Source organism: Actinomyces timonensis DSM 23838, from assembly GCF_000295095.1.
Taxonomy (GTDB): Bacteria; Actinomycetota; Actinomycetes; order Actinomycetales; family Actinomycetaceae; genus Actinomyces; species Actinomyces timonensis.
In genome coordinates this window covers 331240-345918 of record NZ_JH806633.1, presented here as the reverse complement: position 1 = coordinate 345918, position 14679 = coordinate 331240, and the positions used below count along the sequence as shown (strand labels likewise).

At 72.1% G+C, this 14679-nt stretch carries 12 protein-coding genes; 2 read left to right on the top strand and 10 right to left on the bottom strand.

Features of this window, described 5'->3' with window-relative positions; all coding sequences use genetic code 11:
* Positions 1–74: 74 nt before the first annotated feature.
* The 10 genes from A1QA_RS0108020 to A1QA_RS15405 all read right to left on the bottom strand — a co-directional run bounded on the left by A1QA_RS0108020 (position 75) and on the right by A1QA_RS15405 (position 11264).
* Entirely contained in the window at positions 75–1478 is a 1404-nt protein-coding gene (locus tag A1QA_RS0108020; RefSeq protein WP_017178392.1) for a sodium:proton antiporter, read from the bottom strand.
* Positions 1479–1544: 66 nt separating this feature from the next.
* Positions 1545–2609 carry a ferrochelatase gene (hemH, locus tag A1QA_RS0108015; protein ID WP_017178391.1) on the bottom strand — a complete coding sequence of 355 codons (1065 nt, stop codon included), beginning with the start codon at positions 2607–2609 and terminating at the stop codon, positions 1545–1547.
* A gap of 88 nt (positions 2610–2697) precedes the next feature.
* The gene (locus A1QA_RS0108010; protein WP_017178390.1) at positions 2698–2907 is read right to left on the bottom strand and encodes a hypothetical protein; all 210 of its coding nucleotides are present in this window, start codon (positions 2905–2907) and stop codon (positions 2698–2700) included.
* 104 nt (positions 2908–3011) lie between these two features.
* Entirely contained in the window at positions 3012–4325 is a 1314-nt protein-coding gene (gene hemW / locus A1QA_RS0108005) for a radical SAM family heme chaperone HemW (RefSeq protein WP_017178389.1), read from the bottom strand.
* Positions 4322–5635, bottom strand: coding sequence for an MFS transporter (locus tag A1QA_RS0108000; protein ID WP_043508381.1), 1314 nt, complete (start codon positions 5633–5635; stop codon positions 4322–4324). Before A1QA_RS0108000 ends, hemW begins: the two co-directional genes overlap by 4 nt.
* Before the next feature lie 7 nt (positions 5636–5642).
* Positions 5643–6599 (bottom strand): tRNA (guanosine(46)-N7)-methyltransferase TrmB, encoded by a 957-nt coding sequence (gene trmB / locus A1QA_RS0107995; protein WP_017178387.1) that lies wholly within the window; start codon positions 6597–6599, stop codon positions 5643–5645.
* A gap of 24 nt (positions 6600–6623) precedes the next feature.
* Entirely contained in the window at positions 6624–7445 is an 822-nt protein-coding gene (locus A1QA_RS0107990; protein ID WP_017178386.1) for an MOSC domain-containing protein, read from the bottom strand.
* Positions 7446–7518: 73 nt separating this feature from the next.
* Entirely contained in the window at positions 7519–9399 is a 1881-nt protein-coding gene (gene lepA / locus A1QA_RS0107985; protein ID WP_017178385.1) for a translation elongation factor 4, read from the bottom strand.
* Between the two features lie 228 nt (positions 9400–9627).
* The gene (locus A1QA_RS14045; RefSeq protein ID WP_082181181.1) at positions 9628–10950 is read right to left on the bottom strand and encodes a type II toxin-antitoxin system HipA family toxin; all 1323 of its coding nucleotides are present in this window, start codon (positions 10948–10950) and stop codon (positions 9628–9630) included.
* Positions 10947–11264: a helix-turn-helix domain-containing protein gene (locus tag A1QA_RS15405; protein ID WP_208853910.1), complete on the bottom strand. Its 318-nt coding sequence runs from the start codon at positions 11262–11264 to the stop codon at positions 10947–10949. Before A1QA_RS15405 ends, A1QA_RS14045 begins: the two co-directional genes overlap by 4 nt.
* Positions 11265–11591: 327 nt before the next feature.
* Between A1QA_RS15405 and trpB the strand changes: the two genes are divergently transcribed.
* Together trpB and A1QA_RS0107960 are read left to right on the top strand one after the other, a co-directional pair.
* Positions 11592–12902, top strand: a complete 1311-nt coding sequence (gene trpB, locus A1QA_RS0107965; RefSeq protein ID WP_017178382.1) for a tryptophan synthase subunit beta — start codon at positions 11592–11594, stop codon at positions 12900–12902.
* A 58-nt stretch (positions 12903–12960) separates the two neighbouring features.
* Complete coding sequence (locus A1QA_RS0107960; protein WP_082181180.1) at positions 12961–14679, top strand: anthranilate synthase component 1; 1719 nt, start codon at positions 12961–12963, stop codon at positions 14677–14679.

Below are 14679 nucleotides of genomic sequence, written 5' to 3'. Positions count from 1 at the left end.
CCCGGCAGTACGAGGAGGCGCGGCGTCCCGGTACTACCAAGGATCGGGGCGCCGCGCCGACTGTCCTCTGGTGCTCAGGCGTCCTGGATGGCCAGGCGACGGCCGCGCAGGAAGAGGGCGGCGTCCCAGGCGAGCAGGGTCGCCGTCAGCAGGCCGCCGAGGAGCTTGACCCAGAGCGGCTGGGCGATGAAGAGCATGACCATGGCGGCAAGGATGGGCACGAGGCGGGTGGCGGTCTGGACGACGTAGCCCCCGAAGGAGGGCATGGCGACGCCGTCGGACTCGGCCACGGACTTGACCATGAAGTTCGGGCCGTTGCCGATGTAGGTGATGGCGCCGCAGAACACCGAGCCCAGCGCGATCGACACGAGGTACAGCTCGGGCACGCCGGCCACGAGCGCCCCGCCCGGGGAGTCCACGACCTTGCCGACCTCGAAGAAGGTGACGTAAGTGGGGGCGTTGTCGAGCACGGAGGACAGGCCGCCGGTGAAGACGAAGAAGGTGATCTCGTTCATCGGCAGGCTCGGGGCAATCTCGTCGAGGTACTCCAGGGCCGGGATCATCGTGAGGAAGATGCCGACGAACAGGGCGGCGACCTCGGCGATGGGGCCCCAGGTGAACTGGTTGTCCTCGTAGCGCACGCGCTTGTCGCCCAGGAAGTAGGCGGCAGCCGCGGCGCCGAGCATGATGACCTCGCGGATCGGCAGCCAGTCGGTGAAGACGGCGTGGCCCTCCTCGATGGCGTGGACGTCGATGGAGGGGGCAAGGGCGACGGCGGCGATGATGACGGCGAACCAAATGAAGTTGGCGGTGCCGCGCAGGCCGAGGGGCTCGACCTCGGACTTGTCGCGCTTGATGTTGGCGCTGGGCTCCTGGGAGTGGAAGTAGGTGTCCAGGGCGAAGTAGGAAACCAACAGCATCCCGTTGACGAACAGCCACTCGCGGAACAGGTGGAACGTCCAGGTGAAGGGGACGCCGCGCAGGAAGCCGAGGAAGAGCGGCGGGTCGCCCAGAGGCGTGAGCAGGCCGCCGCAGTTGGCGACGATGAAGATCGTGTACAGGACGGTATGGACGCGGTAACGCCGCTCGCGGTTGGTGGCGAGCAGTGGGCGGATGAGCAGCATGGCGGCGCCGGTGGTGCCCACGAAGGAGGCGAGCACGCCGCCGATGGCCAGGAAGATCGTGTTGTTGCGGGGCGTAGCCTCGATATCGCCCTTGAGGTAGATGCCGCCAGCGACGACGAACAGCGACAGCAGGAGGGCGATGAACTGCCCGTACTCGACGACGGCGGCGAAGACCCGCCGCCATCCCAGCTCGTGCCACATCCAGGCCGCCACGGGCAGGCCGAGGGCCGAGGCGAGGATGAGCTGGTTTCGGTTCTTCTCCCACCAGTGCGCGGTGGCGGGGATGAGGGGGAGGGTGGCGATGCTCGCGAGCATGGCCACGAACGGAAGGGTGGACCACCAGGGCAGGTGCACAACGTCTCCTCTGATTCTCGGGTTGTCCGCCTCCCACCATAGCCGACGGCCTGAAACGGCCCGGTTTCAGTCCACCCATCCGGACAGGGCGCCGCGCGCCTGCTCGGCCAGCGCGGCCACGCAGGCGGGCTCGTCATTGCCCCAGGGGATGTAGTGGAAGTCCCCTCCCCCGGCGGCGGTGAAGGTCTGCCGGTTGAGCTGGTCGATCTCCTCCAGGGTCTCCAGGCAGTCCGCCATGAAGCCGGGGCAGATGACGTCGACGCGCGGGCAGCCGGCCGCGCCGAGCTCGCCGACGGTGTCGATGGTGGCTGGTCCGATCCATGCCGCGGGGCCGAAGACAGATTGGAAGGTGGTGCGGATGAGGCCCTCGGGGGCGTCCAGGCGCGCGGTGAGGAGGGCGGCGGTGCGCTCGCACTCGGAGCGGTAGGGGTCCCCGGCGTCGTGCATGGCCTGGGGGATGGAGTGGAAGGAGAGCAGGAGGCGGCCGCCGCTCGCGGGGTCGGGGCGGCCGTGGCGCTCCCAGTGCTTCTCGATGGCTGTGGCGAGGGCCTCGATGTAGGCCGGGGAGTCCGGGAAGGATCGGATGGTGCGCAACTCGGGCTGGTCGCGGCTGGCGAGGATGAACCGGGCGGCCTCGTCGATGACGGTGCCCTGGCTGGAGGCGGAGTACTGGGGGTAGGCGGGCAGGACGGCGATGCGGCGGCAGCCCGCCTCCATGAGCTCGCCCATGACCCGCCCGAGCGCGGGCTCGCCGTAGCGCATGGCGATGCGCACCTGGACGGCGTCGCCCAGCTCCGCCGCCAGGAGCTCGCCCTGGCGCTCGGTGTGGTGCATGAGCGGGGAGCCGGAGTGGCTGGTCTCGTGGCCGGGGCGCCAGATGGTGGCGTACTTGCGGGCCGAGCGCGCTGGGCGGATCGTGAGAACGATGCCCTCGAGGATGGGCCGCCAGAGGGCGGGGTGGGTCTCGACGACGCGGCGATCGGTGAGGAAGTCGCGCAGGAAGGGCCGCACGTGCTTGGCGGTGGGCGACTCCGGTGTGCCGAGGTTGGCGAGGATGAGCGCTGGGCGGGAGTCTGGGCGGGGAGGTGCGGGGGTCACGGGGTCCTCGACGGCGTGGGCGGGCGTTTTCATGATGGCGCGACGCGATTCGTCGCTTCCACGAGATTATCCGATCGCGGCCGGGGGAACCGACACAAGCGCGCGGCGCGGGAAAGCGTCGTTACTGCTGGCCCTTCTCCTCGCGGCTGCGCCGGGCATCGCGCTGCGCGCTCACGAGCAGCAGGATCGCCCCGCACAATGCGAGCAGCCGCCCAATGATGACGCCAACGACGTAGGCCGTGCCTCCGGCGGAGGGGACCGCACCGGAGCTGAGGCTGCCCAGCAGACCGAGAAGCATCAGGATTCCAACGATGCGTTTGAACCAAATCACGACAAGAACTCCTTCATCACCCCAGACGCAGGCATCCTGCGTCCAGAAAACAGGAATATATCGCCGCCTCAGTGCGGCGTAAAATCGCCTACCCGCCGCTCGCGTCAGTCGATGCCGGCGAGCGCGCGGGTGACGGTGTCGGCCATGAGGCGGCCGCGCAGGGTGAGGATGGCGCGCCCGCGCAGGGCGGCGGCGCCGTCGAGCAGGCCATCGGCCACGAGCCGGCCCACCACGGGCACGAGCCGCCTCGGCGTCCGGCCAGGGCTCGAGCCAGGCACGCCGTCGTCGCCCTCGCCCGGCTCCCCCAGCTCGGCCAGTGCGATGCCCTCGCGCAGGCGGATGCCCAGCATCACCCGCTCCAGGAGCCGGGACTCGGCGTCGATCACCTCGTGGCCGGCGACCGGGAGCCTGCTGTCGAGGGCCTGCGCCGCCCAGGCCAGGGGGTGCTTGGTGTTCCACAGCCGCACGTCCCCCAGGTGGCTGTGCGCGCCGGGGCCAGCGCCCCACCAGTCCCAGTCCTGCCAGTAGGCGCGGTTGTGCTGGCACTCGTGGCTGGGCCGCGCCCAGTTGGAGATCTCGTACCACTCGTAGCCGGCGTCGGTTAGGAGGCGGTCGGCCAGCTCGTACTTGGCGGCCTCGTCGTCGTCGCTGGGCATGGGCAGCTCGCCGCGCCGCACCTGGGCCCACATGCGCGTGCCCTCCTCGATGACGAGGCCGTAGGCGCTCAGATGGTCCGGGCTGATCTCCACGGCGGCCTCGAGGGAGTGCTCCCAGTCCTCCAGGGACTCCCCCGGCGCGCCGTAGATGAGGTCGAGGCTCGTGCTGAGCCCCGCGCGCCGAGCCCAGTCGACCACCCGCGGCACGCGAGCCGGCTCATGCGTGCGGTCGAGGACTCTCAGCACATGGGGCACCGCCGACTGCATCCCGAAGGACACCCGGGTGAAGCCGCCCTCGGCCAGCGCCGCCAGGCCCGCCTCATCAACGGAGTCCGGGTTGGCCTCCGTGGTCACCTCCGCGCCCTCGACAAGCCCGAAGACCTCCCTGACGAGGCCGATCATCGCCGCCAGGTCCGAGGGCGGGAGCATCGTCGGAGTGCCGCCGCCGACGAAGACCGTGGCGGCCTCGCGCGCCGGGAGTCCGGCGTCGTCCATCGCGGCGCGGGCGGCGCGCAGCTCCGCGGCCAGGGTGCTCACGTAGTCGGCGGCGGAGGCGCCCTCGCCCATGTCGAGGTTCGTGTAGGTGTTGAAGTCGCAGTAGCCGCAGCGCACCCGGCAGTAGGGCACGTGGAGGTAGACGGAGAACGGGCGGGCGGTGCTTCCCGCGTCCTCCGCGCCGCGCCCGGCTCCCGGCGGCGGCGCGCCCACCTGCTTCGGCAGGCCACCCACGAGGGGCACTCCCTGGGGCTGGGCGGGGCTCATACGGCCTTCTCCCCCGCGAGACCCGCCGGCAGCGCCCTGCGAGCACCCGCGCCCGAGGGCCAGCGGGCCATGATCTGCCCGCAGACCGTCATGAGCACGAGGACGGCGGTCACGAAGGCGAAGGGGGCCTCCCAGCCGCCGCTCGCCTGGTGGACCCAGCCCATGACGATCGGGCCCGCCGCCGCCACGCAGTAGCCCACGGTCTGGATGAGGGCCGTGGTGCGCCGGTTCTCATCCATGGACTCCGCGCGCTGGATGACCAGGGTGAACAGGGCGGCGAAGAAGGCCCCCTGCGCGATCCCGGAGAAGACGCAGGGCACGAGCCAGGCGGTCGGCTCCACGATCATCGCCACGGGCAGGGCCAACCAGCAGGCGCTCAGCACTCCGAGCACCCGGGCCCCCGACCACCCCAGGCCCTCGAGCATGAGTGGCACGAGCATCGGCCCCACGATCCCCGTCAGCGCGAACACCGAGGAGGCCAAGCCCGCCCCGGACTCGCTCATCCCCGCGGCGTCCTTGAGGGCGGTCGGCAGCCAGCCGGAGATCGCGTAGAAGGAGAGGACGTGCCCGGTGAAGGCCCCCGCCATCACCCAGGTGAGCGGGCGGCGCCACACCGGCCGGGCCGACGGCGCGGGCCTGACCTCCGTGGCCTCGTCGCTCCCGGAGGTCAGGGAGCGCTCCACCACCCAGGTGCTCATGCCTGAGCGCTGGCGCAGGCTCTCGCGCGGCGCCGTCGCGCCGGGAGGGTAGACCCACCACCAGGCGGCAGCGGCGAGCAGCACGGGGACCGCCGTCCACGCCAGGGCGGAGCCGCGCCAGCCCAGCACGGCCGCCACCGGCACCGCGAGGGCGGTCGCCGCCGTCACGAGCACGTTGCACATGGCCGAGTACATGCCGGTCATGAGGGAGGCGCGGTGCCAGAAGTCGCGGCCGATGACCATGGGCGCCACGAGGTTCCCGATCGTCAGTCCCGCCCCGATGATGATCATCCCGGAGAAGGCGCCCACAGCCCCGCCCGTCGAGCGCGCCACCGCGCCGACGACGATCACCGCCATCATCACCAGGCCGGAGGTGTTGACCCCCATGCGCCGCACGACGGCGGAGGCCGCGGGGGTAAGCAGGCCGAAGCAGAGCACCGGCACACTGGTGAGCGCCCCGCGCGCCGCCTCGGACAAGCCCAGGTCATCCCCCAGGCGCGGCAGCAGCGGCGGGATGACGGCCACGGGCACACGCAGGACCGAGCAGAACCCGAGGAAGCCGAGGATGATCACGGCAAGCCATGACCGCCTGGGCAGGCGCGTTCTAGCCATCCGCGGCTCAGCCCATCAGATCCGCGGGTGCACCCAGGCCCGGGGCGCCGCGGTCCAGGCGCTCAAGCGCCGTGGGGCGGGCGACCGGAACCCACTGCTCCTCGGTGCGCACCGCCGTCAGGTCGCGGATCGTGCGGCCCTCGTCGATGCCGCGCTGCTCGAAGCGGGTCATGACGCGCCCGGCGAAGCGCTCCGACCATCCGCCGCGCGCGCCCGACGGCGAGCCCGGGTCGATCCCGTTGCCCGGATCCCCGGCGACGGCGGTCTCGGCGCCCAGGTCGGGGCGCGCGCCGGCGTCGTCGTAGCGGAAGTAGGGGCCGGTGGAGTCGGCCTCGATGCCCTCGGGCAGGGCGGAGGCGTCCTCGAGGACGTCGCGCATCTGCCAGGCGTAGTCCGCCCAGTCCGTGGCCAAGCGCCACACGCCGCCGGGGCGCAGCACGCGGGCCACCGAGTCGGCGAAGGCGGCGGACACCAGGCGGCGCTTGCGGTGGCGGGCCTTGCGCCACGGGTCGGGGAAGAAGACCCACACCTCGCTCGCGCAGCCCACGGGCAGGGCGGTGGCCAGCAGCTCGGCGCCGTCGGCGGGAACAACGCGCACGTTGTGCAGGCCCTGGCGGTGGATCGAGGTGACGAGCCGGGCAATGGCGGTCTCCCAGACCTCGATGGCGAGGTGGTCGACGCCCGGGTGGGCGGCCGCGTGGGCGAGGATGGCCTCCCCCGAGCCCGAGCCGATCTCGATGATGAGGGGACGCCCGGCGCCCTGGTGGCCGAAGAGGGCCTCCGGGTCGAGGTGGAAACCAGGCGCCACGGTGCGCACGGCGTCGCGGCGCGGCACCTCGGCCACATAGCGGGGGGCCAGGGCGGCCAAGGCCTCGGCCTGGCTCTCGCTCAGGCGCCCGCCGGCACGGGAGTAGGAGCGCACGCGCGAATGGATCGCGTGAGAGCGCGGTGGGTGCTTCTGCATGGGCTTCTTCCCTCGGCCTGCCCGTCAGCCGACCTGCTCGTCGGCGGCGGCCGTGACGTACTTTCGCGTGAAGGCGGCCAGCCGGAGGTTCCCGAAGGCCTCGGAGGCGAGCATGGCCTGGGCGTCGCGCGGGTCGTGGTGGGCGAACCAGCGGTGGCAGGTGACGCGGTGGCCAGGATTGGAGACGAGACGGACCTCGTCGCCCGCGGCCACGCTCCCATCGCGCAGCACGGAGAGGTAGACGCCCACGCGGGCGCGCTCGGAGAAGACCTCCACCCAGTCGCCGCGCCCCAGGCCGCGAGCGAAGGTGGGGCAGGGGTTGCGCACGCCGGTGACCCGCACGAGGATGCCGCGGCCCTCCTCGGCCGGCTCCCCCGCGCCCCCCGCGGGGCCGATGGACAGGACCGCGCCGATCTCGACGTCGTCGACGCCACCCGAGGCACTCGGCTCGATGAGCATGTTCTCCCCCAGGTTCCCGGCGGCGAGTTCCCGCTCGGGGGCGAGAACGCCGGCCCAGTGCCGGGCCTCGGCGGCGTCCATGACGTAGAGGGCCTTGTCGAGGCCGCCGTGGTGGGCGCGGTCGGCCTGCTGGTCGCCCAGGAGGCCCAGGCTGTTGACCGCCGCGGGTCCCTCGACGGCCGCCTTGTGGATCGCGGAGACGCCGGGCTCGCCGCAGTCGGGGCGCAGGCGCTCGACGACGCACACGGCGCTCACGGCGCCCACGAGGTCGCCGTCGGTGAAGGGCGAGGGCTCGTCGCGGTGGCGCCCGTCGGCCCCCGCGTGGGGCTCGCCCAGCACCCGGGCGAGCCTGCGGGTGAGAACCAGATCAGCGCCGTCGTGCCTCATGACATCCTCCTGCCTCGCGCGGCCAGGCTCCCGATCGGGCCGGGCCGCCTTGCGACACTTCTTGAGATTCTTCCTACTTGCTGTCCTTGCCGGTGGGGTTGTCCGCGCCGAGCGCCGCGATGAAGGCCTCCTGCGGGACGTCGACGCTGCTGATCGCCTTCATCCGCTTCTTGCCCTCCTTCTGCTTCTCCAGGAGCTTGCGCTTGCGGGAGATGTCGCCGCCGTAGCACTTGGCGAGCATGTCCTTGCGCAGGGCGCGGATGGTCTCGCGGGCGATGATCCGCGAGCCGATGGCCGCCTGCACGGGCACCTCGAACTGCTGGCGCGGGATGAGCTCCTTGAGGCGCTTGGTCAGCTTGAGGCCGTAGGAGTAGGCGGCGTCCTTGTGGACGATGGCGCTGAAGGCGTCCACCTTGTCCCCGTTGAGGAGGATGTCCACCTTGACCAGGTCCGCGGACTGCTCCCCGTCCATCTCATAGTCGAGGGAGGCATAGCCGCGGGTGCGGGACTTCAGGGCGTCGAAGAAGTCGAAGACGATCTCCGCCAGGGGCAGCACGTAGTGCATCTCCACGCGCGTCTCGGACAGGTAGTCCATGCCCTGCATGGTGCCGCGCCGCGACTGGCACAGCTCCATGACGGTGCCGACGAACTCACTGGGCGTCAGGATGGTCGCGCGGACGACGGGCTCCTGGACGTCGAGGATCTTGCCCTCGGGGAACTCCGAGGGGTTGGTGACGGTGTGGACGGCGCGGTCCTCGGTGGTGACCTGGTAGACCACGGAGGGGGCGGTGGAGATGATGTCGAGGTTGAACTCGCGCTCCAGGCGCTCCCGGATGATCTCCAGGTGCAGCAGGCCGAGGTAGCCACAGCGGAAGCCGAAGCCGAGCGCCACGGAGGTCTCGGGCTCGTAGGTGAGGGCGGCGTCGTTGAGCTTGAGCTTGTCCAGGGCGTCGCGCAGCACGGGGAAGTCCGAGCCGTCCACGGGGAACAGGCCGGAGAAGACCATGGGCTTGGGCTCCTGGTAGCCGGCCAGGGCCTCAGTGGCAGGCGAGGCCGCGGAGGTGACGGTGTCGCCGACCTTCGACTGGCGCACGTCCTTCACCCCGGTGATGAGGTAGCCGACCTCACCCGCGCCCAGGCCCGCCGTCGGGGTGGGCTCGGGGCTGATGACGCCGATCTCGAGCAGGTCGTGGACGGCGGTGGTGGAGAGCATCTCGATGCGCTCGCGCGGCTTGAGGGCGCCGTCGACGACGCGCACATAGGTGACGACGCCCCGGTAGGTGTCGTACACGGAGTCGAAGATCATGGCGCGCGTGGGGCCGGTCGGGTCGCCCACGGGGGCGGGGACGGCATCGACGATCCGGTCGAGCAGCTCGGGCACGCCGGCGCCGGTCTTGCCGGAGACCTTGAGGATGTCGCCGGGCTCGCAGCCGATGAGGGAGGCGATCTCGTCGGCGTGGCGCTCGGGCTCGGCGGCGGGCAGGTCGATCTTGTTGAGCACGGGGATGATCGCCAGGTCCCCCTCGATGGCCATGTAGAGGTTGGCGAGGGTCTGGGCCTGGATGCCCTGGGCGGCGTCGACGAGGAGGACCGCGCCCTCGCAGGCGGCAAGGGAGCGGTTGACCTCGTAGGAGAAGTCGACGTGCCCGGGGGTGTCGATCATGTTGAGGGCGTAGGGGCGGATGGCGCCGTCGGGGCCGGCGACGCCCCAGGGCATGCGCACGGCCTGGGATTTGATGGTGATGCCGCGCTCGCGCTCGATGTCCATGCGGTCGAGGTACTGGGCGCGCATGTCGCGGGGGGCGACGACGCCGGTGGCCTGGAGCATGCGGTCGGCCAGGGTGGACTTGCCGTGGTCGATATGGGCGATGATGGAGAAGTTCCTGATCAGCGCGGGATCGGTCGCGGCCGGGGTAACGGCGGCGGCCTGCTCGGGCGTGAGGATCGGTGACACGTGGGCTCTTCCGAGGTTCTGGTTCGACGGGTTCGCTGACAGGCCCTGGGCAGGCCCATCCGACTAGGGGTCAGTCTTCCACGCCCCGCGCCCGGCCGACGACGGCGCCCGCCGCCCGGCCCCGAACTGTGGCCGACGCCCCGCGCTATCCCTCGACTTCGTCACTTTGATGCCGACTTCGGTGGGTAAGGGTACGAAGTCGGCGCCAAAGTGACGATCTCGGCGAGGTCAAGGGCGCGCGGCGGCCTCGGCGCAGCGAACGGCGACGGCGTCGAGCAGCCTGGAGGGAATCTCCTTGCCCGTGTAGAGTCCCGGGTTCTCGCGCCGCTCGCGCTCGATGACGGTGGCCAGGGCGTCGGGCAGCAGGGCGGCCAGCACGCGCATCCGGTCGACGACGGCGCCTCCGTCCATGCGGGCCCGGCCGGGCAGGCGCGCCTCTGCGGCGAACCGCTCCCAGCGGGACGCCCCGATGGCGGCGAGGTCCCGCGTGCCGCCGATGCTCATGGCGACGGTGCGCCACGGGGTGTCGTCGGGCTGGCCGATCCCTGAGGAGGAGACGAGGCCGCCTCGCCGGTAGGGCAGGCCGGAGGCGAGGTCGTAGAGTGGCGCGAGGACGCGGTGCCGGCCGGAGTGGAGGATCGAGTAGTTCTTGGCGTGTGCGTCGGGGGCGCCGAGGAGGACGTTGAGGATGAGGGCGTCGACGAAGCGCCGGATAGAGGCGCCGTCGTCCGTGGCCCAGCGGGACAGGAGGGTGATGACGTCCAGCGCGGAGGGCCCTCCGTTGGACTCGTACTTGCGGTGCGGGTAGGTGCCCGTGGCCTGGCAGAGGTCCTCCTGGTGGAGGCGGGTCGCCAAGCGGCCACCGTCGGCCATCTGCCGGTCGTAGCGCTCGATGACGAGGGCCTCAGTGGCGCCGAGGCGCTCATAGCTGGTCCGCGCGGCGGGGATCCCGGCCTCGCGGGCGGCGCCCAGGCAGAGGTGCTCGCACAGGGCCTGCTCGCGCATCCCGGAGATCCCTGGTTTGAGGATGTGGGTCGTCGGCTCGGCGCCGCGGGCCTCGTACCAGGCGCCGTCCACGCGCCGCAGGGCGATCTTCGCCTGGGCGCCCGCCAGGGACCAACCCTCGGCGGGGGCGATCCAGGAGGCGGCGCGATCCTCCGCGAGCGCGGCCAGGCGCTTGCCCACGGCCTCGTCGGAGATCGGCTGGAGGGCTCCGCGCCGCGCCAGCAGGTCGCCTGCCTCTTCCTCGCGCGCGAATTGGACGGCGCCTGCGCAGTCGTGGCCGATGTGCTCCAGGAGCGCGAAGGGGTTGCGGGGAGAAACGCTGAAGCGCCGCGCCAGCGCCTCCCGGACAGCGGCGTTGTCCGGCAGCAGTCCCTCGAGGAAGGGGTCGACTCGGCTGTGGTGGTGCGCCTCGGGTTGCAGGGGAAGCGCGACCGACAGGGGTTCACCGACTGCCGCCAGGTCATAGCTGAGGCGATGCTGGCCGCCGTCGGTCTGGATGAGTCGAGCAATGCTGGACCCGCCGAGAAGAACCACAAGCTGCCTCATAGGACCCCCAGCCCACGCAGGTGCGCCTCAGCATCCCAACCATCCGCTTGAGCACCGCGCGAAGGGGCATTCAGCGCCCCTCCACTCCTCGCGTCATCACGGGGCGTGAGCGCCAACGCCAGCCCCAGCACACGCGCGACTCTCAACACTGAGGAGAACTCGACACCCGCGCGCTTGCCCGCCTCGACCTCGCTCACCCACTGCCGGGAGACCCCGGCTTGTTGAGCCAGTCGTGCCTGCGTCAGACCACGATGCTGACGAGCCCGCACGATGGCGGCACCCAGATCTCCGATCGTCAGAATCGCATCGCTCACGATGTCATACTATCGTGACGTCCATTCAATGTCACCTTATTGCGACATGAGCACAGTGCCACAATACCGCGACATCAGCAGTCACCCCCTCCCCCTCATCCCACGATATGAGCGCCGCCACGTGGGATTTGGCGGCGGGCTCGCCGCTCCCCTAGCGTGTGCGCCATGACGACGACGCGCACCCGCTGCTGGTGGTGGCTCCCCTGAGGGCGAGCCACTGACACGTCGTACCCGACGCCCCGCTCGCCGCGAAGGCGGGCGCGAGAGCGCGCGAAGCCCCGGGCCCGCCTTGAGAGCATGACCAACCCTCCAAGGAAAGAGCCCCCCATGAGCACCGCAGACTCCTCCCAGGCCCTCCCCGGCGCCGCCCCCACCGCCAGCCGCGTCCCCACCGGCCCCCTCGGCCCCGACGCCCCCGGCTACACGGCCCCCGCTCCCGGCGCCGACATTCCCCGAGACACCCTCCTGCCCGCCTTCTTCGGGCGCTTCGGTGGCCAGGAGGTCCCCGACTTCCTCCTGCCCGCGCTCGACGAGCTCGAGGCCGCCTACACCGAGGCCGTCGCCGACCCCGCCTTCCTCGCCGAGCTCGACGACCTGCGCGAGGGCTACCTCGGCCGCCCCACCCCCCTGTACGAGTGCCGCAACCTCTCGCGGCCCGGCACCCGCATCGTCCTCAAGCGCGAGGACCTCGTCCACGGCGGCGCCCACAAGGGCAACAACGCGCTCGGGCAGGCGCTCCTGGCCAAGCGCATGGGCAAGACCCGCCTCATCGCGGAGACCGGCGCCGGCCAGCACGGCACCGCCACCGCCATGGTCGCCGCCCTGCTGGGCCTGGAGTGCACGATCTACATGGGCGCCCACGACGTCGAGCGCCAGCGCCCCAACGTCGAGCGCATGGAGCTCATGGGCGCAACGGTCGTGCCCGTCACCACCGGCGCGCAGGGACTCAAGGACGCCGTCGACACCGCCCTGACGCAGTGGTGCGAGCGCCTGGAGTCCACCGCCTACATCCTGGGCTCGGCCACCGGCCCCCACCCCTTCCCCACGATCGTGCGCTACTTCCAGTCGGTCATCTCCGTCGAGTCCCGCGCCCAGGCGCTCGCGCGCTATGGCCGCCTCCCGGACGCCGTCATCGCCTGCGTGGGCGGGGGCTCCAACGCCATCGGCGCCTTCAGCGAGTACCTGGGCGACGACGTCGAGCTCATCGGCGTCGAGCCCGCGGGCAAGGGCCTGGACACCACCCTCCACGGCGCCCCCATCTGCGCGGGCCGCACCGGCATCCTCCACGGCACCCGCTCCTACGTCATGCTCGACGACGGCGGCGCGGTCCTTCCCTCGCACTCCATCTCCGCCGGCCTCGACTACCCCTCCGTGGGCCCCGAGCACGCGCACCTGGCCGACACCGGCCGCGCCCGGTACGTCGGCATCACCGACGACGACGCCCTGGCCGCCTTCCGGGAGCTGTCCCGGTCCGAGGGCATCATCCCCGCCATGGAGTCCTCCCACGCCATCGCCGAGGCCCTGCGGATCGCCCGCGAGCGCGAGGCGGCCGGCGAGGCCGAGGAGATGCTGCTGCTGGTCAACCTCTCCGGGCGCGGGGACAAGGACATGCACGAGGTTCGCGAGCACCTGTCCTGACCGCGCCGCCGATGACGAGGAACGTTGACGAGCGAGAGGGAACGATGAGGAGCGCAGCATGAGAAGCGAGACGACAGCCGCCCCGGCCGCCGGGCCAGCAGGACCGGCAGGGGCGGCCGGACCAGAGGGCGCGGCGGCGCCGGTGGTCCTCACCCGGCGTGTCCGCTACCCGCTGGATTCCGGCGCCCTCGTGGAGCGCCTGGCGGCGGCGGGCGCGATCGCCACCACCACGGACAGCGCGGCCAGCGCGGGCGGGCCCCGCCGGCCGGTGGACGTCGCCCTGCTGGAGAGCGCGGACATCACCACCGGGTCCTCGCGCACGACGGTCCTCATGCTCGAGGCGAGCGCGCGGCTCACCTGCGAGGGTGACCGGGTGGTCATCGAGGCACTGGAGCAGGCCAGGCCCGACGGCGAGGCCGCCGTGGCGCGCGTGGGCGCCGCCCTGGCCGACCGCGTCGTCGAGGAGGCCCCGGGCCGCCTGGCGGTGCGGATCCCCGCGCCGGCCGACGACGCCGGGATGGAGGAGCGCGAGAGGCTGGCGGCCCCCTCGACGATCGAGCCGCTTCGGGTGCTCGCCGCCCAGGAGGTGGACCATCCGCACCTGCCGCTCGTCGCGGGGGTGTTCGCCTTCGACTACCTGGCGGGCTTCGAGCAGCTGCCGCCGGTGGCCGAGGGGCCCAACACCTGCCCGGACTACTTGTTCTACGCGGCGCGCATCCTCCTCGTCGTCGATCACCCCACGGGCGAGGCGACGCTGGTGGGCGCGAGCGTGGACGGCGATGATCTCGCGATACGCCTCGATGAGCTGGCCGCCGTCATCGACGCCGCCGAGCCCGCGGCCCCGGCCGGCGCGGAGCGCCCCGCGCCCGTGCCCAGCGCGGAGGGCGCCCGCCCGGTGGCGCGCGCCGTTCCGAGCATCTCCGACCGCGACTTCGCGGCGCTCGTCGCGGGGCTCCAGGAGTCGATCCGCGCCGGGGACGTCTACCAGGTGGTCCCCTCGCGGGCCTTCACGATCGACTGCCCGGACGCGCTGGCGGCGTACCACGCGCTGCGCGAGGCCAACCCGAGCCCCTACATGTTCTATGTGGCGGCGCCGGGCTTCGAGCTGCTGGGCGCCTCCCCGGAGTCCGCCCTGCTGCATTCGGCGGCCACCGGCGAGGTGGCGATCCGGCCGATCGCGGGCACCCGCCCCCGGGGGCTGGCCCCGGACGGCTCGGTGGACCATGAGAGGGACACGCGACTGGAGCTGGAGCTGCGCACGGATGCCAAGGAGGTCGCCGAGCACGTCATGCTCGTGGACCTGGCTCGCAACGACGTCGCCCGTGTCAGCGCCCCGGGAACCCGGCAGGTGCGAGACCTGCTGCGCGTGGACCGCTACAGCCGCGTCATGCACCTGGTCTCGGAGGTCAGCGGTCGCCTCGCCGAGGGCCTGGACCCCCTGGACGCCTTCCGCGCCTCGATGACGATGGGCACCCTCACCGGCGCGCCGAAGCTGCGGGCCGCCGAGCTCATCCGCGAGGCCGAGGGCATCCGGCGCGGCTCCTACGGCGGCTCGGTCGGCTACCTGCGCGGCGACGGCGAGCTCGACACCTGCATCGTCATCCGCTCGGCCTTCGTCACCGGCGGGCGCGCGCTCGTGCAGGCCGGCGCGGGCGTCGTCGGGGCCTCCGATCCGTCGGCCGAGGCGGCCGAGACCGTTCACAAGGCCAGCGCCGTGCTGGCGGCCGTGGCGGCCGCGCGGGGCGCCGAGCTCATCATCGAGACCGGGGAGGCCTGA